At 51.1% G+C, this 26754-nt stretch carries 16 protein-coding genes; 7 read left to right on the plus strand and 9 right to left on the minus strand.

The window, feature by feature from the left end:
* Positions 1–222: 222 nt before the first annotated feature.
* The 4 genes from PGW97_RS24320 to PGW97_RS24335 form a co-directional block, all read right to left on the minus strand.
* On the minus strand, positions 223–3342 hold the full coding sequence (locus tag PGW97_RS24320) for an efflux RND transporter permease subunit (protein ID WP_273860093.1): 3120 nt from the start codon (positions 3340–3342) through the stop codon (positions 223–225).
* Positions 3342–4418 (minus strand): efflux RND transporter periplasmic adaptor subunit, encoded by a 1077-nt coding sequence (locus PGW97_RS24325; protein ID WP_273860094.1) that lies wholly within the window; start codon positions 4416–4418, stop codon positions 3342–3344. Before PGW97_RS24325 ends, PGW97_RS24320 begins: the two co-directional genes overlap by 1 nt.
* A 523-nt stretch (positions 4419–4941) precedes the next feature.
* On the minus strand, positions 4942–7233 hold the full coding sequence (locus PGW97_RS24330; RefSeq protein WP_273860095.1) for a patatin-like phospholipase family protein: 2292 nt from the start codon (positions 7231–7233) through the stop codon (positions 4942–4944).
* Between the two features lie 131 nt (positions 7234–7364).
* Complete coding sequence (locus PGW97_RS24335) at positions 7365–9365, minus strand: replication initiator protein RctB domain-containing protein (RefSeq protein ID WP_273860096.1); 2001 nt, start codon at positions 9363–9365, stop codon at positions 7365–7367.
* A 1539-nt stretch (positions 9366–10904) separates the two neighbouring features.
* On the opposite strand from PGW97_RS24335, the gene PGW97_RS24340 reads away from it, so the two are divergent.
* The 6 genes from PGW97_RS24340 (at position 10905) to PGW97_RS24365 (ending at position 18884) form a co-directional block, all read left to right on the plus strand.
* Complete coding sequence (locus PGW97_RS24340; protein ID WP_047884986.1) at positions 10905–12119, plus strand: ParA family protein; 1215 nt, start codon at positions 10905–10907, stop codon at positions 12117–12119.
* Positions 12120–12127: 8 nt separating this feature from the next.
* Positions 12128–13102, plus strand: a complete 975-nt coding sequence (locus PGW97_RS24345) for a ParB/RepB/Spo0J family partition protein (protein WP_273860097.1) — start codon at positions 12128–12130, stop codon at positions 13100–13102.
* A gap of 102 nt (positions 13103–13204) precedes the next feature.
* Positions 13205–15448 (plus strand): tRNA(Met) cytidine acetyltransferase TmcA, encoded by a 2244-nt coding sequence (locus PGW97_RS24350; RefSeq protein WP_273860098.1) that lies wholly within the window; start codon positions 13205–13207, stop codon positions 15446–15448.
* The gene (locus PGW97_RS24355; protein WP_217391489.1) at positions 15445–16191 is read left to right on the plus strand and encodes a phosphatase; all 747 of its coding nucleotides are present in this window, start codon (positions 15445–15447) and stop codon (positions 16189–16191) included. Before PGW97_RS24350 ends, PGW97_RS24355 begins: the two co-directional genes overlap by 4 nt.
* Positions 16192–16592: 401 nt before the next feature.
* Positions 16593–17003, plus strand: coding sequence for a hypothetical protein (locus tag PGW97_RS24360; protein ID WP_047884982.1), 411 nt, complete (start codon positions 16593–16595; stop codon positions 17001–17003).
* Between the two features lie 195 nt (positions 17004–17198).
* Entirely contained in the window at positions 17199–18884 is a 1686-nt protein-coding gene (locus PGW97_RS24365) for a FapA family protein (protein ID WP_273860099.1), read from the plus strand.
* Positions 18885–18926: 42 nt separating this feature from the next.
* Here PGW97_RS24365 and PGW97_RS24370 read toward each other — a convergent pair whose 3' ends face one another.
* The 3 genes from PGW97_RS24370 to PGW97_RS24380 form a co-directional block, all read right to left on the minus strand.
* On the minus strand, positions 18927–20909 hold the full coding sequence (locus PGW97_RS24370; protein ID WP_273860100.1) for an EAL domain-containing protein: 1983 nt from the start codon (positions 20907–20909) through the stop codon (positions 18927–18929).
* 189 nt (positions 20910–21098) lie between these two features.
* Complete coding sequence (locus PGW97_RS24375) at positions 21099–22433, minus strand: sigma-54-dependent transcriptional regulator (RefSeq protein ID WP_273860101.1); 1335 nt, start codon at positions 22431–22433, stop codon at positions 21099–21101.
* Complete coding sequence (locus tag PGW97_RS24380; protein WP_273860102.1) at positions 22430–24256, minus strand: sensor histidine kinase; 1827 nt, start codon at positions 24254–24256, stop codon at positions 22430–22432. The genes PGW97_RS24375 and PGW97_RS24380 overlap by 4 nt, the downstream gene beginning before the upstream one ends.
* A 168-nt stretch (positions 24257–24424) precedes the next feature.
* Here PGW97_RS24380 and pdxH point away from each other — a divergent pair, with 168 nt between their 5' ends.
* Positions 24425–25069: a pyridoxamine 5'-phosphate oxidase gene (gene pdxH / locus PGW97_RS24385; RefSeq protein ID WP_217391495.1), complete on the plus strand. Its 645-nt coding sequence runs from the start codon at positions 24425–24427 to the stop codon at positions 25067–25069.
* 63 nt (positions 25070–25132) lie between these two features.
* Here pdxH and PGW97_RS24390 read toward each other — a convergent pair whose 3' ends face one another.
* Both PGW97_RS24390 and PGW97_RS24395 read right to left on the minus strand, forming a co-directional pair.
* Positions 25133–25303 carry a hypothetical protein gene (locus tag PGW97_RS24390; protein ID WP_047884977.1) on the minus strand — a complete coding sequence of 57 codons (171 nt, stop codon included), beginning with the start codon at positions 25301–25303 and terminating at the stop codon, positions 25133–25135.
* Positions 25304–25450: 147 nt separating this feature from the next.
* Complete coding sequence (locus PGW97_RS24395; protein WP_047884976.1) at positions 25451–26161, minus strand: helix-turn-helix transcriptional regulator; 711 nt, start codon at positions 26159–26161, stop codon at positions 25451–25453.
* Positions 26162–26754 lie beyond the last annotated feature (593 nt).

The following is a 26754-nucleotide window of genomic DNA, read 5'->3' on the forward strand; positions in this document are numbered from 1 at the left end:
ATGAAACACACATTTCCAGTTAACCGCGTGTCATGCGCCCCCAGTCATTCCCACTCCGTTTCCCGATACCTTAAGACAGGATCCCCTCAGACGGGACGCCCGATGGGATTTGCTGAGTTCAACCGGCTGGCCGACAAAATGTGGCAAGAGCTGCGCGCGACAGGAATTCCGGTTAGCCAGATAAACACCCCTTAACCCTCTGTCAGAGTCGTGACACCAGCGTTAGGGGGATGTATCAGAGGGTGAGGTTTCCTGCGCCAACTGTTTCTGAAGCTGCCGGGTGACGTACTGCGGACTTTGCGTACCGCGAGCCAGCAGGCTATACATCACCGGGATCACCACCAGCGTAAACAGGGTTGCCAGGCTGATCCCACACAGGACGACGATGCCAATCACCATCCGGGTTTCTGCGCCGGCACCGGTTGCCAGAATCAGCGGAATGGCACCGGCTACTGTGGTGATCGCCGTCATCAGGATGGGTCGCAGCCGCTCGGCAGACGCTTCCAAAATCGCTTCTTCAAAAGCCACGCCCTGATCTCGCAGCTGATTGGCAAACTCCACAATCAAAATTCCGTTTTTGGCCGCCAGCCCGATGAGCATGATGATCCCAATTTGGGAATAGATGTTAAGGCTCTGACCGGTGAAATAGAGGCCGAGTAATGCCCCGAACGTCGCCAGCGGCACGGTCAGCATAATCACAAACGGGTGAACGTAACTTTCGAACTGAGCAGCCAGAACTAAAAACACCACGATCAGCGCCAGGGCAAACACAAACACCGAAGAGGTGCTGGAATCCTGGTAGTCTTTCGATGCGCCCTTGTAATTCACCACGGCGTCAGGCGGCAAATACTGGCGCACCAGCCCATTTAAGTAATCCAGCGCCTCTCCCAGCGGATAACCGTCCGCCAGATTGGCTTCCAGAGTAATAGAGCGAACCCGGTTAAAGCGGTTGAGCTGCTGAGCATCGGCCATTTCCCGGACACGGATCAAACTGGACAGCGGAATGAGCTCATCGGTACGCTGAGACCGGACATACAAATTGGCCAGATCCTCCGCAGTATTCTGACGCTCACGCTGCCCTTCGATAACGACGTCATACTCTTCCCCCTGCCAGGTATAGGTCGTGACCTGACGAGATCCGAGCATCGATTCCAGGGTCTGACCGATTTCACTGAGTGAGACGCCAAGATCACCGGCCCGATCCTGATCTATCTCCACCCCGAGCTGTGGCTGGGTTTCTTTATAGTCATGATCCAAGCCGGTTAGCCCCGGGTTTGCCGCGGCGGCATCCAGTATAAGATCCCGCCACGCCGCCAGCTCTTCGTAACTACCGCCCCCCAGTACAAACTGCACCGGTTTTCCCACCCCACGCCCAAAAGGCTGGCGCATCACCGGGAAAGCGGTGATACCGGCAAGATCCCCCAGCCGCTGACGGATATCGGCAATGATGGCACCAGCATCACGACGTTTACCCCAGTCTTCCAGTACCACAATGGCAAAACCGTTGGAAAAATCTGAAATGCGTCCCCATCCCCTTGGCGCACGGATCAGCAAGCGTTTGATCTCTTCGCTTTCCACCAACGGCATCAGCCGGTGCTCAACTTCATTCATGTAAGGCTGCATATAGGCGTAGCTGGCACCGGGAGGACCGTTCACAATGATAAACATGGCCCCGCGATCTTCCCGTGGGGCAAACTCAGACGGAATACGGCTGGTGAGCCAGCCACTGGCAAGCATCACCAGCACCAAGCCAGCCACAATGAGTGCGGGCCGATGCAGCCAGACCACCAGCGAAGTCCGGTAAGCTCCGGTCAGGGATGCCAGCGCCTGGCCGGTGACCCTGACTAGCCAGGGTTCGTCCGCAATCGGGGTCATCAGCTTTGAAGCCATCATCGGGCTCAGCGTCAGAGCTACCAGCGATGACAAAATCACAGCCGCACTGATAGCTAACGAGAACTCGCGGAACAGCTTGCCCAAATCTCCTTCCAGAAAGCCAATTGGCAGAAACACGGCGACCAACACGACGGTGGTGGCAATAATGGCGAAGCTGACCTGCTTCGCGCCCAGAAACGCCGCTTTGAGGGGCGGTTCACCGGTAGCAATACGACGGTGGATATTCTCTAGCATGACGATCGCGTCATCGACCACAATACCGATTGCCAGAATCAACGCCAGGAGTGTCAGAAGGTTGAGGGTATACCCCAGCGCATACAGCACGATAAACGCGCCAATCAACGCGACCGGCAGCGTCACCGCAGGGATCAGCATGGCACGCAGGCTGCCAAGGAACAGGAAAATCACCGCAATCACCAGAATCAGGGCGATCACCAGGGTTTTGTACACTTCATCGATGGAGGCCTGAATAAACACGGATGAGTCATAGGAGCGCTTAATTTCCATGCCGTCCGGCAGGGTCGGGTTGAGCTTGTCAACCAGCGCGTTGGCGGCATTGGCGACCTCCAGGGTATTCGCCGTCGATTGACGGGTAATGCCCAACCCAATCATCTCCTGGGTATTGCCGCGAAACGTGATGCGCTCTTCTTCTGCGGCCAGCTCAACCCGGGCAACATCCCCAAGTCGGATCAGGTAGCCGTTTTCCCCCTCACCGATAACCAGACGGGCAAAATCTGACGGTTCAACAAAGGCCCGCCGGGTTCGTACGGTAAACTGGCGGTTTTCCGATTCGAGCGCACCGGCAGGTAACTCGACATTGTCGTCACGCAGCGCATCTTCGACATCAGACACAGTCAGGCTGCGCGCTGCCAACTTCTGGCGATCCAACCAAATTCTCAGTGCATACGCTTTACCGCCCCCGACCCGGATATTGGCGACCCCGTCAATCACCGAGAAACGATCAACCAGATACCGCTGAGCATAATCCGTCAGCTCCAGCGTGTTCATCCGGTCTGAGACCACATTTAGCCACATGATCACTTCCGAACTGGCGGCAGCCTTCTCCACTTCCGGCGGGTCTGCTTCCGGTGGCAGATCACTGAGGATCCCAGACACCCGGTCCCGGACATCATTGGCTGCCGCATCAATGTCCCGCCCGATTGAAAACTCCAGCGACACTGTCGACTGGCCATCCATGCTCTGGGAATCTATCGCCCGGATACCGGCAATACCCGACACCCGGTCTTCAACCAGCTGGGTAATTTTGGTTTCGACTATAGCGGCAGAGGCTCCCCGATAGCTGGTGGAGATGGTCACGACCGGTGGGTCGATATCCGGGTATTCACGCAGTGGCAGACGTTCAAACGCCACCAGGCCAAACACGATCAGCAACAGGCTTATCACCGACCCCAGTACCGGTCGGCGAACAGCCATATCCGACAACCACATCAGCCTGCCTCCCGATAGGTAAACTGCTCCTGCTGACGGATCTCAACCGTCTGGCCAGGACGCACCCGCTGGCTACCACGGGTGATTACCTGCTCCCCTTCCCGAGCGCCACTGACAATCTCCACCTCACCCCGCCGCCGGAACCCGACTTCCACCAGCCGTTGCGACACGGTGCCATCCGGCTCGACCACAAACAGATAGTGAGCCTGCTGACGAGGCACCAGCGCTTCTTCGGGTACCACCAGCCCTTGGTGTTCAGCCAGAATCAGCTGGAGGGTCATCAGCATCCCGGGACGCAGCCGCAGCCCGGGGTTGGCAATCTCAGCCCGGACAGTAACAGAGCGGGTCTGCGGGTTAATCCGGCTGTCGATGCTGGTCACGAGACCGGAAAACAGCTGCTCACTGGAAGCCGCCGCCTGCCCTTCAATACGGGTGCCGAGCGACAGCTTGCCGAGAAACACTTCAGGGATCGAAAAATCCAGCTTAACCGTGGCAATATCGTCGAGGGTTGTCAGGACAGTCCCGGGGGTCACCAGCGCTCCTGGACTAATCTGGCGGAAACCCAGAACCCCGCTGAACGGTGCCCGGATAAAACGGGCATCCAGCTCCGCTTCGTTCTGAGCCAACACGGCCTTCGCAACCTCGATATCGGTATACAGCTTGTCCAGCTCCGAACTGGCGATGGTGTTGCGCCGAACCAGCCCTTCTATCCGCCGGTATTCACGCTGCTGCTCCTGCAGGTTGGCACGGGCGGCTCTGACCTTGGCGCTCTGCTCGCCGGAGAATAGGGTCACCAGCAACTGACCGGCTTTAGCTTGCTGGCCATCCTGAAAGTGTACTTGTTCAACCTTCTCAGTCACTTTGGCGGTCAGCACAACCGATTCACGGGATTTCACCGTACCCAGAGCTTCCACTTGCTGGCGCACCGGTTTTCGCACCACTTCGCTGACCACCACTGTCGGCGTGATAGCGCTTCGCGAATTTGTCTGCGCGCCGGCGTAATATTCCTTGTACCAAACTCCAGCTACCACCGCGCCAAGTAACACAACGCCAATCATGAGCCCTGTCAGTCGCACTCTCGCCCCCAAAAAGTTGGATTGACCTTGTTCCAGGTCACAATGAGAAATCTTGCTCCGTCTTCAATTGATTATAGATAGGGATAGGATCTGACGTACGCAGGTTCAGGGCGTTCCAGAAACGATAACAGTGCATGTGTCGAATCGAAGACATCGGAATAACGGGAAGAAGCAGGAAAGCAGGAAAGCAGGAAAGCAGGAAGTGAACCTGACGGCAGGCAAAAAAAAAGCGAGCCGGTCGATGGCTCGCAAAATAACTCATATATTGCATTTCGAGAGGGTGACAAGGTAAGTTCCCGACCTCCATGACGGTCAACTACCCATCTCATCGAAAGGGACAAAGGTTATATCCACTTCCTATTGTGCCGGGAAATCTAACCTTGATGTCAAGAAAATGTCAGGAACAGTGACAATAATTCTGACACTGTGTTCTTAGTTCCATTTTTTTGTGTTCTAATCTTCAAATACAATCCCTACCGTGACTAAAAATCACACTGAGTGAGTGATATTTTATCGATACAAATCAATAAAATGTGCCACCCAGCGTAAAGTAGACCGCATTCTCGCCCCCTTCAGCCTGACCGTATGCCAGATAGACCGGGCCCAGTGGGGTATCCAGTCCCATAAACAGACTGGCCGCGCCAATGCTGCTCTCCCAGCTGATTAAGTCCGCCTGATCCCACACGTTGCCCCGCTCTAACGAAGCCCCGATGTACACAGGTATAGACAAGGCACCGAAATTGTTATCCAGTAGTCGGTAACTGTACACCAGCCCTGCGAACGCCCGGTAGCGGCCATTGAGTTCATAGCGATGATACCCGGACAAATTAAACAGCCCGCCCAGATCCTGGGCATATACCGGCAGCAACTCATCCGATTCACTGCCAGCGTAGCGAACAATAGAAACCAGGCTATGCCGGTCATAACTGAACGGGGCAATCAGCGTTGCATCATAGTGCAGGCTGTCACTGTCAATTCTCGGATCATCATTTAGCTGGCTGCTGATATCCCCCAGCCCCAACGTCATCTCAAAACGCGTGCCCTCACGCGGGAAAAAGGAATTGTCCAGATCATCGTATTTGAATTGCAGGTACGGACCATTCGAATGATAAGTCTGCTCGTTCAGGTCGCTGACTTCAGACGCCCGTCCCTTACTGTACCGATAACCCAACGCCAACGCGCTCCAAGGACGCAGGTTCCAGCCAAATTCGGCAAACCCATGGTAATTCTCATACTCGGTTTCCAGTACCGCGCCCCCCAGACGATCGATCAAATCGCCCTGCTCTTCCGACAGCCGAAACTCGCGGACCTCATGCTGCCAGCCTGCCCCAACCGAAAAATAGGTCTTCTTGCGATAATCAAGCGGGAAATACAAGCTGGAGTTAATCAGTTTCCAGCTCCCGAGCAGCCAGTCAAACTGCCATTCTCCGCCTTTTTCGGTCAGGTCAGTGTAGAGGTATTGGGTACCAAAAGAAAAATCAGAGCGGTTCGCAAAATCATCCTCAAAGGACAGCTTGAGGTTAAGGTACCCCGGTCCCCAGCTTTTCTCGCGCACATCCATGATCAACACGTTCTGATCATCCTGACGATCAATCTGGTAGGTGATCCGTTCAAAGATATCCTGACTGTTCAGCCGTTTAACGGCATCATCCAGCTCGTGCGAAGCGATAACGCGCCCGGCCTTCAGCTCCATCAGGGCACGTAGGGCCTCATCAGAGCGGCGGGTATGATTGTTAATAGCAATCTTATCGATGTAGTAAGCCGAGCTGGCCACGAGCTGACTGCGCCGATCCAGCTTGCGCCGAAGGTAATTGCGGTATTCCGGCTCAGACAGCTGGTAGCGCAGCAATTTAGGGAGCGATTTCAGTGCCACGGATCGGCCGGCCTGGTACGCCTGCTCCATTTTGTCGAAGTCCGGTGCCAGCATAAAGCTCACATCCGGCTGGAGATAGACGTCCTCATCATCCAGGCGTTGCATCTGCAAGTCAGAATTGGAGTTAGTCATGTAGGTGGTCAGCTGACCGATGATATTGAGGGCGCTGTTCAACTGCTGTTCGCCAAACAAGGCATCGCGCAGATCCACAGCGATGATCACCTCAGCGCCCAACGCCTGCGCGGCATCTACGGGCATATTGTTAACGATCCCGCCATCGACCAACACTTGATCATCGATCCGTACCGGCTGCAATGCGCCCGGCACGGTCATGGATGCTTGCATCGCCGTTGCCAGGTGGCCCTTACTCAGAATCACAGGCTTGACATGGACAATATCGGTTGCCACAGCCCGGTATGGGATTGCCAGCTGATTGAAGCTGGGCAACCGCGGGAGGTTGTCTGTCAACTGCCCCAGCAGAGTAGCCATCCCCTGCCCCTGAAACGCCCCCGGGCGGGCCCGGTATTCACCGTCAATATCCAGGCCGATGTCGGCATAAATCGGATAATTGTCATTCTGCTGTTTACGACGCAGCACCAGATCATTGCGTCCGACTCGGTCATTGTAACCACTCAGCCAGTCAGCCTGCATGGTGCGACGGTGGACTTCTTCCGCCGACAGCCCCATGGCATACATACCACCGACATACGCCCCCATGCTGGTCCCAGTGATCACATCTACCGGGATCCGGTACTCCTCCAGCACAGACAGCACGCCAATGTGGGCAGCCCCTTTGGCACCGCCGCCGCTGAGGACAACCCCCACTTTCGGTCGTGCTGACGCCGTCTCGCTTGCCACGGCCTCACTTCCAGTCCCCAGCCAACAGACCAGAGACACCACTACCAGTGAGGTACGTCGCTGTAACGCTCTCTGCCAGCTCATCATAATTCCTTTAGATTCAACTACAAATCTTGCAATAGAACGCATCCTAGCACGGTTTATTGCGTATTCTGTCAGGGAAATAAAAACCGGCAGAATGCCGGTTTCAGATAACGCCGAGAGCGGTAACGACCTCAGATCCCACGTGCCATATCATCAAGCGCGGTCATGACCTGTTCGTTGTAATGTCCCTCAAACACCAATTTACACACCTTACGGCGCACAGCCAGGCCCGAGATCAGACGCTCAATGGACAGATGACGCTCATCCTGCTGATTGTTGTAGAGCTCGATGGTCTTACTTAAGGTTTCATAAGGCATCGCATCCCCACCAACACGAATCCAGTCCAACTTTTCCAGCAGGGCATGACACTCTTCGCTGATAGCCGCGATCGAATGGCCGGTCATCGCCGACAATGCGGTAATACTGCGCTGTAGTGCCTCCGGCGACGTATATTTCGACAGAGTGATTGTCAGCTCATCGGCATTGATTTCGACCAAATGCTTACGCAACTTCACCCGGCGCCCTAAACGGCCCTTACTGCGGCCCTCTTTGCGCTGGATCGGCTCAAATTCACCGTCAATAATCTCGGAAAGCTGATCAAGCTCCTGCTTGGGCAGGATCTCATTGCGCAACGGGTTCGGCATCGTCGGCGCCATGGAACGCTTACCCTCGTTGGTCGTTTTGGCGCGAGAATAACGAATCACCTCATCAGCATCACACCGAATATCGATCTGGTAATCGCTATAGCGCTTGTCACGCTCATGCGGGGTGATCGTCAGATGATAGCCCCATAAGTTGACCGCAAACATATCGTCAGTGATCTTGCCCTCAGCCAGCTTGCGCAATTCACGGATCAAGTCAGACGAGAAACGACGCCATTCAATATTTCGAGCCAATTTCTGGTTCAGCTCGCTCAGCAACATGGAGTCATTGATCCGGCGTGACATCCGGCTCCGGAAAAAGGTATAGAGCTGGAACACCAGCGTATGCTGACGCAGAATTTCTGGCGGAAACAGGAAGAAATAATCCCGGGTCAGCAGCTCATCAAAGAACGATGGCTCCCAGACCAGAATGTAGAGATTAGGCTTGATACGGATCTCGCCGTCATCCCCTTCTTTCGGCGCTTCCTCGGATGCGGTGATGGTGCGTGCCAGAAAGCGGAAACGATCACTTTTAAAGCCTTCCGGCATGTTTTCACTCAGCCAACGACCGGTCAACTCGTGTAACTGGAAATCGGTGAACTCAATGCGATCAATACTCTCTCGGATAGAATCACGCGCCGGACCGCTGTCCTTCTTACCTCGCAGAGCCAGAATATCGGTAATGTATACCGGCGTTTTATTGGCCATTGTCCGCGCCTGCAGCTCGTAGTCAGCGATATGATGATCGTGATACTGCACTGTCAGGGTAAACAGGGCAAACAGCGTCATGAGATCGTCGACCGTCATGATCGATTTGGACGATCGTGTTTCGATGATCGCTTTCGTGCCGCTGATCGCAACCATCGACTTCTGATAACTTTTCTTAGTGCGTGGCGGGGCCAAAGCTTGGTCAATGATCCCTGCCCAGCTGGTGGGAGAAACCACGATTTGATCCGCTTCATCCGGCATAGTCGGTGGTGTGCCAAGACCATGTTCGCTCAACAAAGCACGATTGATATGGTTTTGAGCCAGTGCCTTGGAGCGTTTCTGTTTTTCCTTGGCTTTACTCTGCTCTGAATTCAGGCTGCCTGAACCCAGTTGGGAGATCAGCAGGGCCGGGTTGATAAAATGATGCAGCATCGTTTTACCGGCTAAACCCTCTTCAAAACGAACAGGTTGTTGTTTAAACAACCCGATATTGACGGCGGCACGCAAGCGCTGCTGGATAGCGGCACGGGTTAGCTGACCTTCTGTCGCCTCAACCAGCTCGGTTGTTGAAACCATGCCATCTTGACTGGACAGGCCACGCAGGGAAATTAAATTCAGCAGCTCAATGATGCTTTTTGTCACCCCTTTAAAGTGCTGATACTGCGGTAACCAGTCAACCAAGTTGCCAGGTATCGCAAAAAGATGACCGTCTTTATGAGATCGAGGGGCGGAGATCAGGATTTTTTCAGTGTGATTATTTTCCGGTACAGGTACTGAATTCATTTGTCATTAGCCGTAGATACATCATTTTTCCGGAAAAGATTAACGAAAAAAGATCAAGAAAGAAAGTGCTTTTTATGAAAAGTTTTTACAACTGATCTTTATGATTTATCTGATCTTATTGTTTAAGTGATCTTATGATCTGGGCGGCGGATTTCTTGTAAGTGCCTAATATTAAAAGACATAAAAAAGGTGCTAGACGGAACCATGATCAATGGCATCAGGGAAGCATGATCATTAAGGTCTCGTATCAATGATCAATGTGGCGTCGGAACCATGATCATTATCACATCGTAACGATGATCATCAGTTGCCAGCAAGCATGATCATCGTTGTAGAACAGGTTACACACAGGGTTATCCACAGTAGTGCTCTCTAACGATAAGATTTCAGCGTGGGAAAGAAGCCAATCCCGCTTTAGGTGCTTCATTTTACCCAGAAAAATGATCAAGTAGAGAGCAGATGAATGTAAAAACACGGCTATTTTCTTTTTTGAGGTCGTAAAGCGCTGCTTTTTCAACCAAAGTTGAAATGACAGTGGCCGTAGTTATCTGGCAAATTGTCATGTGTCCGGTAAGGAAACATGATCAAGTGATAAGAACTGCATTTCAATTTCCTCGTGGTACCCTGCTTTGTACTGGTGTGCGACTATTTTTAGCAGGCTTTATTCCTCTGAAAGCCTTGTCAGTTCTACATTTACCGTAGTTTAGTCTCCTTTTTACATGCTTCCGGGGGATCTTTAAGCGTTGCCTTTAATGAGGATCTCACCTTGATCATTTTTCCCTATTGAGCAATGACGTCCGGAATCCGGTTGCGGTGTAAATTTGGCCAGATGATTCCTTGATCATTGTTTCAGATCTTAGGCCACAGCTTAGGAAAGATGATCAAGTATCCGCATGATCAAAGCAAGTTAGTGTCGTCTGAATCCTGCTATTGGGGCTATTTAGCATGGATTTCAGGATGATCGTTAGATTGAGCGAATAACAAACGCCGGGTGATCATCCTGAAATCTGTGAGTAGCGGAAGACTCCCGGCGGGGAACTGACCGTTAACAGCCTGAAAGTACTGCCGGTTATCTGTATTGCGTATCCGTGAGTTGATTACTGGTTGGTCAGTATTGCAAGTGATGCCAATCTCGCCTGCCCTGCCCTGCCCTGCCCTGCCCTGCCCTGCCCTGCCCGAATGAATGCTGTTAGCCAACCGCGCTTTAGGTTGGTTGTGTTAAATTGAAAATACACTTACCGTAATTCAAGCGAAGATTAATACGCTTCCGGTGTAATCCTGTCCACTCAGACCTTAACTTCGTCAATGAGCAAAATTTACATTGTAAAATAGTGACGTTGTAACACTTTAAATATGAAGTTTCTAACGAACGAATCTGCTGGAATTTTCGTGTAATTTGTTATTGGTGTTGGTAGTTTTTTGCTCATTGTTTCCCTTTCTGCTGAGATAAATATCACACAGTGTCGTTCAGCTTTTTATTGTTTCGGTGTTGTTTTGCTGTACAATAAGTCAAAAACTTACAAAGCGAATAATAAGACGATGAACAGGGAACAGACGATAGAAAATTTGCTCAACATTGCGGAGCAAACGAAGCAGGTACAAGCTGACCGTATTGAAATCGTGTTGGAAGAACGTCGTGAGGAAATGTTCCCTCCGATGTCAAAGGCCTTGATGGAAAGTCGCTCTGGCCTGACCCGACGGAAACTGGATGATGCGATTTCCAGAATGGAGAAAGCGGGCCATCAGTTTACCAAAAACAATGCTAATCACTATTCCATTACGCTGGAAGAAGCGCATCAGTTGATGGATGCCGCAAAGAAACCGGCGTTTTATCAGCGCGAAGGTGCCGGTCGTAAGCCATGGATTGTTAATGTGCAGAACCAAAAAGGTGGCACCGGAAAATCGATGACTGCGGTACACCTGGCTGCCTGTCTGGCTCTCGATCTGGACAAACGTTACCGAATTTGTCTGATTGACCTCGACCCGCAGGGGTCGCTGCGTCTGTTTCTGAATCCGCAGATCAGTATTGGTGATCAGGAAACGATTTATTCAGCGGTCGATGTCATGTTAGGTAACGTGCCTGAAAATCAGGCGATCGACAAAGCGTTTTTGATGGGGAATGTCGTTATGCCGACTCAGTACCCGAACCTTAAGACCATTGCAGCGTTCCCTGAAGATGCCATGTTTAATGCTGATGCGTGGCAGGATTTGGCTGAAAATCAGGATCTGAATATTGTCCGCCTGCTGAAAGAGCAGGTGATTGATCCCATCTCCGATGAGTTCGACATCATTATGATCGATACTGGTCCGCACATTGATCCGCTGGTCTGGAACGCCATGTATGCATCGAATGCTCTGATTATTCCGTGTGCCGCCAAGCGTTTGGACTGGGCGTCAACGGTGAACTTTTTCCAGCACTTGCCAACCGTTTACGAGATGTTCCCTGAAGACTGGCACGGCCTGGAGTTTATTCGTCTGATGCCGACCATGTTTGAAGATGACAATAAGAAACAGGTCTCAGTGCTGACGGAGATGAATTACCTGTTGCGTGATCAGGTTATGATGGCGACCGTGCCGCGTAGCCGCGCGTTTGAAACGTGCGCAGACACTTACAGTACGGTGTTTGACCTGACGGCCGCAGAATTTGAAGGGGGGAAGAAAACCCTGTCAACCGCCCAGGAAGCGATTCAGCGTGTTGGTCTTGAGCTGGAACGTGTGATGCATAGCCATTGGGCGAATCTGAACCGGGAGTAAATTAACAGATGGCAATCAAAACGAAAGATCTTAATGCTCGTCTGTTCGGCAAAGCCGATAAACGTCGGGCAACGACGCCGACAGAAGCACAGACTGCGGCGCGTGATAAAGCCGCGGTGATTGAATTGGCCGTGGCTGGCGAAGAGACCGTTGCGTTTGAACTGGTAAAAATCAGTGCTGGTGAGGTTGCGGAAAAAACACAGGTATTTGAAGAAAATGCCCGTGAACAAGCCTTCCTGACGGAGCATGCGCTGGCTGATATTCTGTCTACGCTGAAAGAGCGAGGGCAGCAATACCCGGCTGTCGGCCGATGGTTGGATGATGGCAGAATCGAAGTGCTGGACGGTAGCCGCCGTCGGATGTCGTGTATTCTGGCTGAAAAAGACTTCCTTATTTACGTCGGCAAAGGCATCAACAGTGAACATGCTAAGTTCCTGTCCGATGTTGCGAACGCACACAAGCCGCTGTCGCTGTATGAGCGCGGCAAAGAGATGCAGGCGTTGCTGGAATCTGGCAAAGTGTCGGATCAGAAAGAGCTGGCCAAATATTGTCAGTGTAGCGAGGCTCTGGTGAGTGGGGCACTGAAAGCGGCATCGCTACCGATGGAACTGCTGATGGCGTATCCGAGTGTCAGTGAGCTGGGCCGCCCGACAATTGTGAAGCTGCACCGTCTGTTCTTTGGTCTCAGTGAACACCAGCAGCAAGCGTTTGTTGGTGAGCTTAACAATGGTAAAGCAGCACTTTGGAAAACCATTGATGCTTCCGGTATTACCCGGATCACCCGCGAGGTGACTAACCATCTGGAGCAACTGGGTGAGACTCTTAAGCCAAAAATGGTGATTGAAAAGCCTCAGCCGTTGGAGTTGGTGAAAGGTAAAATTTCTTACCTCCGTGAAGGCGACAAGCTGCAGCTCAAGCTGAAAAAGCTGACCGAACGTCAGGCTGACGACATTCTGGCCTATCTGGCAGACTACCTGAAGTAATCAGTAAAACCACGCTCAATAGCGTGGTTTTTTTTTCTCTGTTCCCGCAACTTGGTATGATGCCTGAGTTAACACAAGAAACTCAGGTACCCAGTTCATACCATGAATACCCTCCAAGCTTTTTGTTCTCAGCTGAAGGCAAGCGCGCGCTATGCCCGTTGCCGTTATCTGGTCGTTATCCAGGGAAGTCTCTCTTGGTCCCGTTCGACGGCGCAGCTGTTTATTGAGGATGACACTAAGACATTGCAATGCGGCCCGCCACTGTTGGCTGAGATCAATACCATTGCCTTTCGTCAGGCGAAGCAATGGTTAGGCCGTGAGTGCGAAAGCCTGATTGTCAACGCGCGTGATGGTTTTGATGCAGAAGCATTTGGCGCAATGACCGGAACCCTGGTTGGCGGCGGTCTTTGTGTACTTGTTTTACCTGAGCAAGGGTTGCAGACCCGAACGTCAATGTTTGACAGGCGTCTGGCGGGGTTGCTTCAATCACCGGATGTGTATTGGTTAAGGGAAGGGCAGGTTAGTTATCCTCTCGTTGTTTCCCATTCGGAGCGAGAACCTGACACTGGCAACGGGCGGGCGCAAACATCGCGTTGTGATCAGCCATTCTCGGAAAAGCTTGCGAAGATTGATGCTGATGCTGATGCTGATGCTGATGCTGATGCTGATGCTGATGCTGATGCCGGCGCGCTGACTGTGTGCCAGGCACAGGCGATAACCGCGATTCGGCGGGTTGTCACCGGCCATCGTAAGCGACCGCTGGTATTAACTGCCGACCGGGGCCGCGGCAAGTCAGCGGCGCTTGGTCTTGCAGCAGCCAGCTTACTGGCTGAACGTTCGCTTCGTATCGGGATTACGGCACCGTCGTATGCCGCGGCAGAAACGGTGTTTCGTCACGGCGCTATGCGTCTCGGGCTCCCTTTTTCCCAGCAACGTAAACTTCAGCATGGCAACGGTTCGCTGGCATTTTTTTCGCCGGATGCGCTATTGGCTGAACAACCCAATCTCGATGTGCTGTTTGTCGATGAAGCGGCGGCAATCCCGACCCCGATTCTCCATACCTTGTTGCAGCGATATAACCGCTTGGTCTTTGCCAGTACGGTACATGGTTATGAAGGCACTGGGCGTGGGTTTGCGGTGAAGTTTCGGACATTGCTGGATCAGGTCATGCCGCAATGGCGTGAATTTAAGATGGCACAACCGATTCGCTGGGCAGAGCAGGATCCGCTTGAACGATGGGTGTTTAATGCCTTGCTGCTGGATGCTGATATTGACGATGTGGCGTTAGCTGCGGTCGCTATCGGCGAGCAGCAGGGGGATAGTGCGGATTCGCCATCATGTATCGAAATATCTTATCGGGCTATTGATAAACAGACGCTGGCATCGGATGAAAAGTTGTTGCGGCAAGTGTTTGGTCTATTGGTTAATGCGCATTATCAAACATCCCCGTCTGACTTGACTGCACTGCTCAATGACCCGCAGCTTCATGTACTGGTTGGTCACGCCAATGAACAGGTTGTCAGCTGCTGTCTGGTTCAGATTGAAGGCGGTTTCGATGATGAGTTGGTGATGCAAATTCAGAACGGCTCACGCCGCCCGAAAGGACATTTACTGGTTCAGTCGCTCGCTGCACACCTGGGAATTGGTCAAGCGGCCAGTCAGCTTGCAGGTCGTATTTTACGGATTGCGGTCCATCCGGATTTGCAACAACAGGGGCTGGGTTTGGCGATGTTGCAATTTACGGAGCGATGGGCTGTTGGTCAGGTAGATTACTTGGGGACGAGTTTTGGATTTGCGCCGGAGTTATTACGTTTCTGGCAGAAGGCGGGTTATATGCCGGTCAGGCTCGGGTTTAAAAATGATGCTGCCAGCGGTTATCCTTCTTTACTCTGCGTGCGGGCACTTGAACCTGTCAGCCAGCATTGGCAACTGACCGCTTCAACCATATTTGCGGCCACCTTTGCCAGCAATGCAATGGAGGCTTACTCGCAGTTGGCTTTAGAGCAATTTGTACCGCTGTACTTAATGTTATTACCGTCGATGGTGCCGGTACAATCATTGCCGGCAGACATCGTGGATCATCATTTAGCGTTATACTCTGCCGGAGGCTTGGGCTACGAACTGGCTTTGCCTGCGTTGACCATCTGGCTTAATCAGACGTTATTGACTGCTACTCAGGAGCAGGCCGAAACTCTTGCTTACGCTATTGCCAAGGTCATCCAGCGGCAATCTTGGAGTGATATGGTTGTAACGTTTAACCTGGCGGGCAGGAAGCAAGCGGAGCAGGTTTTGCGAGATCTTGTTTATGCTCATCTGAATACATCTGACATCAAGGAGTCTGAATGAAGATTGTTGTTGACACTCATACGCACACACTGGCCAGTGGCCATGCTTACAGCTCGTTATTGGAAAATGCGCAAGCTGCTGCTGAGGCTGGGTTAGCTTTGTTATGTGTGACGGATCATGCGCCCTCAATGCCTGGTGCTCCGCATTTTTGGCATTTTGCCAATCAGAAAATTCTGCCGCGCTTTCTTCATGGGGTTGGCCTGCTACGAGGTGTCGAAGCAAATATTATCAACCCTGCTGGTGAGATTGATATCACGCCTCAAGTAGCTGAGCATCTTGATTGGATTTTAGCGAGTTTTCACGAACCGGTTTTTCACCCGGCTGACAGGGAAACGCATACCCAGACTCTGTTGAACGTGATTCAGTCTGGTCGGGTAGACGCGCTTGGGCATCTTGGTAATCCCAATTTTGATTTTGATTTTGAGCGTGTTATTAAAGCTGCGGCAGAATGTGGCGTGGTTATTGAGATTAACAATTCGTCGTTGTCAGGTTCTCGAGTAGGAAGTGCACCGCGCTGCGAGGACATAGCATCACTTGCGAAAGAACTGGGGGCTCGTATTACCACGGGCTCTGATGCCCATTTCGCGGCGGATGTGGGAAATTTTACCTCAGTAAAAGCATTGCTTGATTATGTCGCTATGCCTGAAGAATTGGTTGTGACAGCAAATGCCCAGCGCTTTCTGGCATTTTTGCTAGAACGTGGTCATCATCCGATTCCCGAATTTTCGGGGATGACCAGCTGAATTTACACTGTAAATTTTTATTCCTTTCAACGGTAAATCTTTTCTTGTCATTTCTTTGCTACCTTGCCGAGTAAATCAGTTCTTTTTTATGACCCGGCAAGGATAGCGGACAGCGTGCAGCCATCAACGACTATGATGAGGCCTGTAATCTCATTCCAAAAATGATGCTATTGTGGCGCAGTGCTAGCTAGCCATCTTATGGCGATCACCTCATTTACACTGTAAATTCATATACAGAATGTTGTTCCATAACGTAATTGTGATTTGTAAGATCCGCAGATTTTTTACTAATGTTATAAGACAGCCCGCGCTTGGGGCTAGTTGCGTTTACCTCAAAACAATTAAAACAAAAAAGTTCGAATTCCGTTCTTTGACTATCGTCGGTTTGATAAGGAGGCGTCATGAGCCTGATAAAAGTGCCCAGCCCTGCACTGCGCAAGCTGATTTCAACCCCTGATATCTCGCTTTCGCAGTGGGATGAGCGTTGTTACTCGCTCGGCAAAGGGGGCGTGGCTGCCCGTCTCCACTATCAATCGCTGGCAGATGATACGTTGATTGATTGGCATGATGTTGGAGTGAAAGTGTCCATAAATCGTGTTAGTCGCCATTCCCTGTATTTTGAAACTGACCATCGCTTGCCGCCAACAGCCAGTTACCAGCTCTATCTGCATTCTGTTGGCAGGGTGGATGGCTATGTACGCCTTGACCCGGACTCTTCGAATAAGAAACACCCGGCACGCTATCAGTATCAGTTTGTGCTCGATCACTGGCTGAATGAACAACAAGTGGCTGGTATGGCTGGGCTCGACTAATTGCCTGATTCTCGATGTCTGAGGCGATTGTGTTACGTTACATGTGCGGGGTATCACTGATTCAGTGATCTGGCGGTGTTTTCTTGGCTGTATTTGTGACCTGTCGATTATTGGCGAAGTTATTGATTCGGTATTATTTCATTGAATAGCGAGACTGTTATTCGATGACTACTGTATTCAAGGAAGGGAGTCGCAATGGCCGAACGGTTTCTTCGTTTTTCTGACGATGGGCAGGCGGTACTGTTTATCCCGAAAGCTGCGGGGAGACAGGAACAGGAACTGACGCGGGCTGACATTCTGGCTCAGCTTGCGGAGTTAGGCGCGGAGCGCTTTTACCTGTTCGAACAAGCCGTAGATTCTGCATTGGCCAGAGTTAAAACGGCGCAGGCCGCTGAATCTGCCGATAGATCCTCAGGCCATCCTGCTCCCACCTCCCCGAAAGATTCCATTATCGTTGCTGAACGACGTGATGCCCAATTGGTGGTTAAGACTGATCCGGATGGTATGCGGGCCTCTCTGACCGTAACGGCTCCGTATGGTGGAACACACCTTTCAGGACCGGGGTTACTGGATGTGTTACAGTCGCATCATATTGTTAAAGGCATTCGTAAGTCCCAGTTGCAGCACCTGCTTAGTCAAACTCTCGCCCTGAATCCCGGTGAAAAAATATCGTTGCCGGTAGCATTTGGCAAGCTTCCCGAGCACGGTAAAAACACCCGTTTTGAGCCGTTAGTCGAAGATGCAGGCTCTCGTGTGTTGCGTCCTCAGCAGACTGATGATGGTAAAGTGGATATGCGGGATCTGGGAGAATTGGTCACCGTAAAATCCGGTCAGCCGTTGATGAGGCGCTACCCCGCGACGGAAGGTACGCCGGGCTACACCGTACACGGCAAGGTATTACCGGCTAAACCGGGTAAGAGTGAAGAGTTTGAGACTGGCGAGGGGACGCTGATCAGCCAAGCCGATCCGGATATTCTGTTGGCCAACAAGGCCGGTATTCCTGTTCGTCAAAAACGCGGTATGCAGATTGATGACGCATTAACGCTTGCCGGGGTGAATGTGGCAACCGGCCATATCTCCTTTGATGGTAGTGTGATTATTTCCGGAGATGTCACCCCAGGGATGAAAGTGACGGCCAGCGGGAATATCGTGGTGGGTGGTTTTGTCGAACTCGCAGAGCTGACCGCCGGCGGTGACGTAGTCATTCAGAAAGGAATCATTGGGCGTAAGCAAGAGGGCATGGATTATGCGTGTCGGATTATTGCCGGTGGCAGTGTCACCAGTAAATTTGCACAGTTTGCTGGTATTGAAACCGGGATGGATATGGTGTGTACCCTGCACGTATTGCATTGCCGTATCCGTGCCGCCGGTGAAGTCGTTGTCATGGACCAGCTAAAGCGCCACGGCACGTTAAGTGGGGGGGACGTCGAAGCTGGTTATAATGTGAAGGTGGTGAACCTCGGGGCTTTGGCGGGGGTGCCAACGACGGTAAAAGCTTTTACGAAATCCCCGACCTTATTGCAGCATATCCAAGCCGTGCAGCGCGAAATTGATGCGGAACTGGGTCAAATAGATAAGATCCGGCAGGCTCAGCATAAGTTACTTTCAATCCCCCAAGCAAACCGCCCTCCGGAGTTAGTCGACAAAATTCGCACGATTTCCCTGCAACATCAAAGTCTGATGACATCGCTTCGTGAACAGCAACAGCAGTTGCGGGACGAGTATGATGAAGTGCGTCGCTTGGTAGCAGTCAAAGTCCTGAACCGAGTCTATCCCGGCGTTAAGGTGCAGTTAGAGCGAGATTTGATTTCGGTCTCTAATGAACATGGCCCTTCCAAAATCCATTTTGATGACCAGGAACTGGTACTGCAGCCACTTTGATTTACAGTGTAAATGCTATTTACACTGTAAATCAGCCAGCCATTAATAGGATGGCAAGGGTGCACGAATCGTCTGGTTTAGCCGAGATTGCTTTTGTCGAGTTTCGATGATGTAGCCTTGAAAACCACTTACAAATAAATCGGAAAGCCGGTCGAGCTGAGTTTCCGTTTCTACCCGGGTGGCGATGGTTAGAATGTTGAGACTATGCGCCGTGCGGGAAATGGACGACAACAGGTTTATCTTCTGTTGGTCATTCAATTGATGCGTGTACGAAAAATCGATTTTGACATAATCCGGCCTGAATTCTGTCAGGTAGTCGAGTGATTTAAAGTAGCGGCCATAGTTATCGACCCCGAAGCGGAATTTGTAAAACCGAATTGCTGAGCACAACAAGCTGCAGGCATCCGGAGTCCGCACAAAGCTGGTTTCCGGAATTTCAAAAAACAAGCGGCTGGCGAGCCGTTGATTACGCTCCAGGATCTGACTTAACCAGCGAATAAAAGCTGGGTCACTCACGCTGTTTGTCGTGATGTTGATTGCTAATGGGCCCAGCGTGCTGTCGGCATTGAGACGGTTAATGTGATAGGCAATCACGTGGCGGTCGAAGACGACGCCGGAACCCACATCTTCAATGGCACCAAGAAATTGACCGGCTGTATAACGTTGCTGGCCTTTTTGAATGGCCGAAAACACTTCATAGTGGTAAATCCCTTTATTCTCATTGGCGACAGGCTGGTACTGATACTGAATGCCATCATTGTCAATGGCTTCCAGTAGGAGGTTTTTCCATTGCAATTTGCCAAAGGCGATCGGGTGCTCGTTATCATTGGCTAATGTCAGCGGGTGGTCGGGGTTACGTGCGGCCTGAGCCAGTACGTTATCCAGCTGAGCCAGTAACTGGCTGGCATTCCCCGGATGGGTCGCCATCAGTAAGCCGATGTGAACACTGTCTGGCGACTCACTGCCTGAAGCGGTTTGCAATTCTTGGTGCACGCCCAGCAGGTTTTCCCCAATTATGGTTAACTTATCTGACGTAATGTTCGGCGCCAAAACGGCAAACTCGTCGTAAGAGAGTCGGGCCAGAGTGATGTCACTGTGGATGATATTGCTGTTGATACTTTCCGCCAGTTTGCGGACAAACTCATCACCTTCAGTAAAACCGCGATGGCGGTATATGTCATCGATCAGCTTAGATTTAAGGAGCAGTAAGCCACCTTTGGCTGATTCTGCCAACCAGGTGTTAATCTGATTGATGAAGTAATGGCGATTGCCCAAACCAGAGACATTATCCCGGTAGGCCTGTTCCTTTAGTTTGACGGCTTCTTTAGCCTGCAATTTGAAATTTGATTCCAGTTGGCCCGCCAGGTGGTTTAGCATGCGGGCAATTGTCCGTCCTTCACCATCACCCGGTAAGGGCAGCAGGCTCTTGAACTGGTTGTTCATCACCAGGTTGGCTTGCGCCGCAATGGTGGTGATGGAACGTAGTTTATGGTTCAGTACAATGAAGATCAGGAACATCAGCATCAGGCTGCAACCACCGGCGACGATAAAAAATGAAACCGCTTCCTGCCATAGCAACTGTTCACGCGTTTCCGGCGATAATGTAAAAATCAACTCACCCATTGGATTCCCCTGATAGATAAGGGACTCTCTGACCGTTAACGGCTGAAAATCAGCGACTGTTGTAAACCATGGCTGTGCAGTAACAACGGTGTCGGTGCGAGATACCCAGTGCAGGGGCGTTTCTGCATGCGCTGACAACCTGAGTTCGGCCGATAACCCTGGCGTGTGTCTGAGCTGGGTCGTGAAGATAGTTGTTAAGGATGAAGAATCCGCGCGAAGCAGATTGACATGATCCGGCAATGTCAGCCAAGACTCCAAGGTCCGTAAACTTTGCTGTAACTGGGAATGTGTTTGATGGTCAATAGTCGTTTTCAGCACATAGAGATGTGCTGTTGAAAGGGTCAGGAATAACAGCGTCAGGCAGAGAGTTATCCAACTGAACGCAGATTTAATTATGGTCATATCTCAGTCTCGAAACGCAACGTGCAGAATCAGTCGAGGGCGGTAAGGATGTTTGCTGCCTTAAATTATCAAAAAGCGCGCTGAGATAGAGTTGGAAACTTCTTGGCGAGTGATTAAAGCTGAATATGACTCGAAGGATTCTGCAACGTTACTGGCCTTTACAGCGCGCAACGCGCTGTTTGGCTGATTTCAGGAGACTTTAAATTCGTCTTTGTTTATCTCATATTTTTTGAGTTTGTCGTACAGCGTTTTACGTGCCAGACCAAGTTCTGACTGAACGTCTTTCAGCCGCCCTTGATGACGGTGAAGTGCATCACACAGCAGTTTGCATTCAAAGTCTGCAACCCGGTCTGCCAGAGTGGGGACCTGCTGAGAGTGGGACGCTGCCGTAATGTCGCCATTCACACCCAGACTGGCTTGTTTTCCCATTAAGGCGTAGCGCTCAGCAAAAGTGCGTAATTCACGAATGTTGCCCGGCCAGTTGTACTGGGTTAATTCATGTTCCAGTTCATTATCCACCTGCGGCGGTTCAATCCCGAACCGACTGCAATCCGTTCGAAGAAAGTTTTTAAACAGCATGACAATATCTTCCCGTCGCTGGTGCAGCGGCGGGAGGGCGATGCCGACGAAACCAAGCTCATAATAGAGCGCTTTGACAAATGGAGAGGCATGTTGCAGCTGCTGATTATCCAAAGCCGCGGATACAATGATACGGGGTGACTCAGGCGCTTTGGCTTCACGAATCGCTGTCAGGAGCGGTAGTTGCAATGCTGACGGTATCTGTTCGATGTGCTTGAGATACAGTGTACCGCCAGAGGCACGGTGAAAGGCGCTTGCCGCTGCCGTACCCGATAGGGGATCTGATTCATCGTCGGTGAGACCAAACAGCTCGTGGTGGAGTTGATGAGGATGTTCCGTCTGACAATTGACTGTAATGAAAGGGGAGTGCTGTCGGTTACTGTGATCATGGGTAAAGCGCGCGACCAGCGACTTCCCTGTGCCGTGCTGGCCATGGATAAACAGTGGTGTGGGATTCTGGGCCAGATGAGACAACACCCGACGCAGTTGCCGGATCATCGGCGAGGTGCCCAGTAATCGAGGCCCCGGACCACTCTGCACTTCCAGCTCACGGCGTAGCTCACGATTCTCGAGTACCAGTTGGCGTTTGTCAGCGGCCCGTTTTACCACATCAAGCAGGTGTTCGGTTGAGAATGGTTTCTCCAAAAAGTCATAGGCGCCGATTCGCATCGATTCGACGGCCATCGAAATATCACCGTGTCCGGTCAGCATGATAATGCTGAATTCCGGATCAATGGCCAGTGCCTGCTTGAGAAAGGTCAGCCCGTTGATCACCGGCATGTTGATATCTGTAATGATCACGCCCTGAAATTGGCTATCGAGCACGTCTAAAGCCGGTTTGGCGCCGGGAAATAACTGGACATCATAATCCTCCAGCTCCAGAGTTTGGCCTAGCGCATCACGGATGGCTTTGTCATCGTCGATAAAAATGACGGGAATGTTCATGAGGATCTCTCACTCGATAAAGGCAGAGTAATAATAAATTCAGCGCCGCCACCAGGATGATCTGTCACTGACAGTTCTCCCTGGCTGGCATGAAGAATGCGCTGGGAGATGGTCAGACCCAGTCCTAAGCCATCTGGCTTAGTGGTGTAGAATGGGTTGAAAACTGATTGTTTCTGCTGATCCGATAAACCGGGACCGTTATCCCAGACATGGCAGGACAGGGTGTTCTGATGACAGGTAAAATCAACGCCTATCTGAGGCTCTGGGTGCTCTGCCAAAGCCTGCACGCTGTTTTGTAACAGGTTAACCAAGACTTGTTCAAATTGTACTGCATCAATGTCGACTGTCGTGTCGGCGTTCAACTCCCCGATCCGCAGCACGACCCCTTGCTTGATCAGGCTGGTGCGCAGCAAGGCGGCAGCCGCACGAACGGACTCATGGACATTGGTGTGGCGTGTGGCTGCCTGCGGGGAAGTCTTGCGGGCAAAAACTTTAAAACGGGCAATGATGTCGGCAACCAAACCATTGAGACGAACAATTTCGTCGAGGTTTCCGGCGACAGCCTCAAAACGTTCTTTTGCTAACAATTTGCGGGAGTTTTCGGCATAGGTTCGCATGGCTGCCAGAGGCTGGTTAATTTCATGGTTGATGCTGGCAGACAGCTCGCCCAGCATCGCCAACTTGGCTGCTTGCATCAGTTCTGATTGCGTTTGTTTCAGCTCGGCCTGGCTGAGTTCGTACTGGCGCAGGGTTTGTTTGAGTTGCTGATTGGCATTTTGCAGGTTCTGGGTACGTTTGGTGACCGTCCGTTCCAGCTTGCTGTTCAGCTTCGCCAGATCACGGCGAGCACGGTAAGTCTGCCACCAAGCATGAAGGGCAAAGCACAGCAAAATATACAGCAGGATAAAAATCAGTAATTCTTGTCCTACCATCTGGCTGACCGCCGTCAATGGGGTGAAACCGTAAATGGTCCAGCCGGCTTTTGCCATCTCATGGCGAGCAAATGAAAACCGGGTCTGTTTGCCGCTGCCCGGAGCACTCATAACCGGGTAGCTAAGCTGATTGAATTCTGCCAGGGTAGAGGAATGGGTCAGTGGTGCCAGAGGAGCATTGCCGTACTGTCGTGAGGCAATCACTTGTTGTCGTACTTCCGGACTGAGGGCGGCCAGGCTGTGATACAGCCAGGTTGGTTCTGAGCTGTAAAACACAATGCCTCGTGCATCGGTGATCGCATACTCAATTTCTTCGTATTGCCAGATATCCTGAATCAGCGACAGATCAACTTTGATCGTCAGTACTCCCAGTACCGTATTTTCATAACGGACCGGCGCCGAAAAGAAGTAGCCGCGTTTTTCTGAACTGACCCCTAAGGCAAAATATTGCCCGTGTTGGCCTTGAAAGGCTTGCTGGAAATACGGACGGTAATGGTAATTTTGTCCGACAAATGATTGTTTCGCTTGCCAGTTGCTGGACGCCAGTGTCGTGCCATTGGGATCCATCAGATAAATCGTGTCAGCGCCCAGGGTGTTGCACCACTCCTGCAGCAGCTGGCTGGTGACCTGAAATTGATTGGTTACCGGGTATCGTTCTGATACATCACTGAGAAGCGGCCCCAGTAAACGGGGATCATTGGCCAGTACTTGAGGCAAACGACTATAGCGTTTTAACTGTACGTCGATTTTGTTTCCCAGCTGGTCAACATTCGCGATCAGTTTCTGGTTGAGTTGTTGCTGAGCCTGATGATAGGTCAGTGAAGCAACGGCACCAGTACCGAGACAGCCGATCACGACTGCCAGCGTCAGGAACTTTCTTTTTATCGTCATATGTTCGTCAGCAGGAAAAGCAGAAGGCTAATGTAGCAAACTTTTGGCGTTGCTTCAGCGAGGTGGCTATCAGTTAAGCACCCTGCCGGATTCAGCTTGTGTTTCGCCAAGACAAAGCGCAAAATTTTAGCGTCAGTCGTACTTCACAGATAACTAGCGGAGATAACAATGGAATTGTCTGATATTCGTCGTGACTATACACGCGGTGGATTGCGCCGTCACGATTTACCTGAGCAGCCAGAAAAGCTGTTTGAAAAATGGCTGGACCAGGCGATAGCGGCCAATCTGACGGATCCGACTGCGATGACAATTGCGACGGTGGACGAACATGGCCAGCCGTATCAGCGAATTGTTCTGCTGAAGCATTACGATCAAGATGGTTTTGTTTTTTACACTAACCTGGGCAGCCGTAAAGCCAGCCATCTCGAGCACAACTCGCGTATCAGCCTGCATTTTCCATGGCACCCGCTGGAGCGTCAGGTACATATCACCGGCACTGCAACCAAGCTTTCCAAGATGGAAGTGATGAAATATTTCACCTCCCGTCCGAAAGAAAGCCAGATTGCGGCCTGGGCCAGTAAGCAGAGTTCACGTCTGACCGCCCGTCAGGCGCTGGAAAGCAAATTCATGGAGCTGAAGCAGAAGTTCGCGCAAGGTGAAGTGCCGGTGCCAACCTTCTGGGGGGGATACCGGGTGAAAATTAACTCGATAGAATTCTGGCAAGGCGGCGCAAATCGTTTGCATGATCGCTTTATCTACACGCGCACGGCAGCAGATAGCCAGGAGTGGACGATTGAGCGCTTGGCGCCGTAACACGGTATTTGTGTCATCTGAATAAAAAGAGCAGCTTCGGCTGCTCTTTTTTGTGTTCTGTGTTCAGGCCAGTTGCGGTTGGCTGGTAACGATGCTGATGCCTTCCGGATGGCGAAGTTTCAGCGCTTTCTCAGCGCTGGCAATGGACTCCACTTCATTATTTGCCTGAATGTGGTATTTGCAAGGAATATTGAAGTGAGGGTGTACAACGTAAGTGATAGTGAACTGTTTCATACTGTTTCCGAGAATAACTGTGGCTTGCGGCCATGAATCAAATCTGAGCGGATTATAGGCAATGGCTATCGCTCAGATTTTGATCTGGAAACAGGGTTGGTACTGCAAAACCGTAATCTAAAGATCCGATCTTTTTCTATCTGGCGGTTACTCTTTCAGGATGACAGAAAGCTGGCGTTTGAGCATGCTTTCCGGAATATGTGAGCCGTAGCCGAGATCCAAGGCGATATCCAGCAGTTCATTTTTGGAGTTGGCGTTAAATTTCTCGCGCAGTCGCAGTACATAGTTTTCGACGGTTTTGACTGATACGCCAAGCACCTTACTGATGTACTGAGGTTTTTTGCCATAAAGCAACAAAAACAGCACTTCTGACTCGCGGGTATTTAGGTTGAGTGGGCGATGGTTGAGATCCAGGTTAAAAGACGCTTGTTCTTTCGGATCCAGGCCGGCTGCGCGGCAAATCCAGTGCCCGACTTCCAGTACGGCGGTATCTTTCAGCTCGACACCAGAGAAAATCGTGCCAACGACGTCATTATTTTCATCTCGCCACGGGGTTTTAGTGAATAAATGTGCACGCCAGCTCCCGTCCGAGTAGGGATGAATATCCAGCACCCGCATTCTTTTGCCCGTTAAAATAACCTGGCTGTCCTGCTCGCGAAATGCTTCGGCACATTCCACCGTTGGGCTTGGCATATCAAAATCAGTGCGGCCAATACAATCTAAATGATGGTCGACCCCGATAATTTCCCCATATTCTGCATTTGCATAAACAAAAACAGAGTCTTTATCTTTACAGCCCCAGCATCCGGGGAGTTGATTAAATAAATGTAATAATGACGGGTCGACTTTATTTTTCACTTACGCAGCCTGAACCAAATAACGTTAAACCAAATACAAGAGGGAAGTGTAAAGGAATATGGCGGGGTTACAATATCCGGATGACGGTTAATTGGACATTAATGGAGAAAAACAAAAAAAAGCCGACCTATTTAGGTCGGCAAAGACAAGAGTTTGACTCCGAAGAGCACAATCCTGTACGACGTGTAGAAGAGGTATCCAATCAGATTCATAATCTTCGATATGAGGGTGTATATCAAAGCAAATCCGCTTGGCATGTATCCAAAGCTGGATACGGCAAACAGTAAACGCTGAATCCCGTCTGCTGCCTGCGGGACTAAATGTATCGCAGCGGGGCGAGTAGTTTAAGGGGGGAATTCACCTATTGACAATATTTTTACTTTGTGATTTGTTATTTTTGTCTGTGAAAGTTGACATTTCTTCACACTATTCGCGTATTTAACCCTCTTTCTTAAAATATCCTGTTAGTTTCATAGTTAATTGACAGGTTATTCAAATATACCGCATATCGGTGTTACATTTATTTTTAATCATAAAAGTGAAACAGGTCACATCGCGTATCGGGCATATAATGCGACTGCCCAGTTATGCAT

Origin of the sequence: Photobacterium sp. GSS17, assembly GCF_028621875.1 — a bacterium.
Lineage (GTDB): Bacteria > Pseudomonadota > Gammaproteobacteria > Enterobacterales > Vibrionaceae > Photobacterium > Photobacterium ganghwense.

What these genes read in the sequence shown, in the direction of transcription:
- PGW97_RS24320 (WP_273860093.1), bottom strand. Translation starts at nt 3,342, where the DNA reads ATGTGGTTGTCGGATATGGCTGTTCGCCGACCGGTACTGGGGTCGGTG.
- PGW97_RS24330 (WP_273860095.1), bottom strand. Translation starts at nt 7,233, where the DNA reads ATGAGCTGGCAGAGAGCGTTACAGCGACGTACCTCACTGGTAGTGGTG.
- PGW97_RS24335 (WP_273860096.1), bottom strand. Translation starts at nt 9,365, where the DNA reads ATGAATTCAGTACCTGTACCGGAAAATAATCACACTGAAAAAATCCTG.
- PGW97_RS24340 (WP_047884986.1), top strand. Translation starts at nt 10,905, where the DNA reads ATGAACAGGGAACAGACGATAGAAAATTTGCTCAACATTGCGGAGCAA.
- PGW97_RS24345 (WP_273860097.1), top strand. Translation starts at nt 12,128, where the DNA reads ATGGCAATCAAAACGAAAGATCTTAATGCTCGTCTGTTCGGCAAAGCC.
- PGW97_RS24350 (WP_273860098.1), top strand. Translation starts at nt 13,205, where the DNA reads ATGAATACCCTCCAAGCTTTTTGTTCTCAGCTGAAGGCAAGCGCGCGC.
- PGW97_RS24355 (WP_217391489.1), top strand. Translation starts at nt 15,445, where the DNA reads ATGAAGATTGTTGTTGACACTCATACGCACACACTGGCCAGTGGCCAT.
- PGW97_RS24360 (WP_047884982.1), top strand. Translation starts at nt 16,593, where the DNA reads ATGAGCCTGATAAAAGTGCCCAGCCCTGCACTGCGCAAGCTGATTTCA.
- PGW97_RS24365 (WP_273860099.1), top strand. Translation starts at nt 17,199, where the DNA reads ATGGCCGAACGGTTTCTTCGTTTTTCTGACGATGGGCAGGCGGTACTG.
- PGW97_RS24370 (WP_273860100.1), bottom strand. Translation starts at nt 20,909, where the DNA reads ATGACCATAATTAAATCTGCGTTCAGTTGGATAACTCTCTGCCTGACG.
- PGW97_RS24375 (WP_273860101.1), bottom strand. Translation starts at nt 22,433, where the DNA reads ATGAACATTCCCGTCATTTTTATCGACGATGACAAAGCCATCCGTGAT.
- PGW97_RS24380 (WP_273860102.1), bottom strand. Translation starts at nt 24,256, where the DNA reads ATGACGATAAAAAGAAAGTTCCTGACGCTGGCAGTCGTGATCGGCTGT.
- pdxH (WP_217391495.1), top strand. Translation starts at nt 24,425, where the DNA reads ATGGAATTGTCTGATATTCGTCGTGACTATACACGCGGTGGATTGCGC.
- PGW97_RS24390 (WP_047884977.1), bottom strand. Translation starts at nt 25,303, where the DNA reads ATGAAACAGTTCACTATCACTTACGTTGTACACCCTCACTTCAATATT.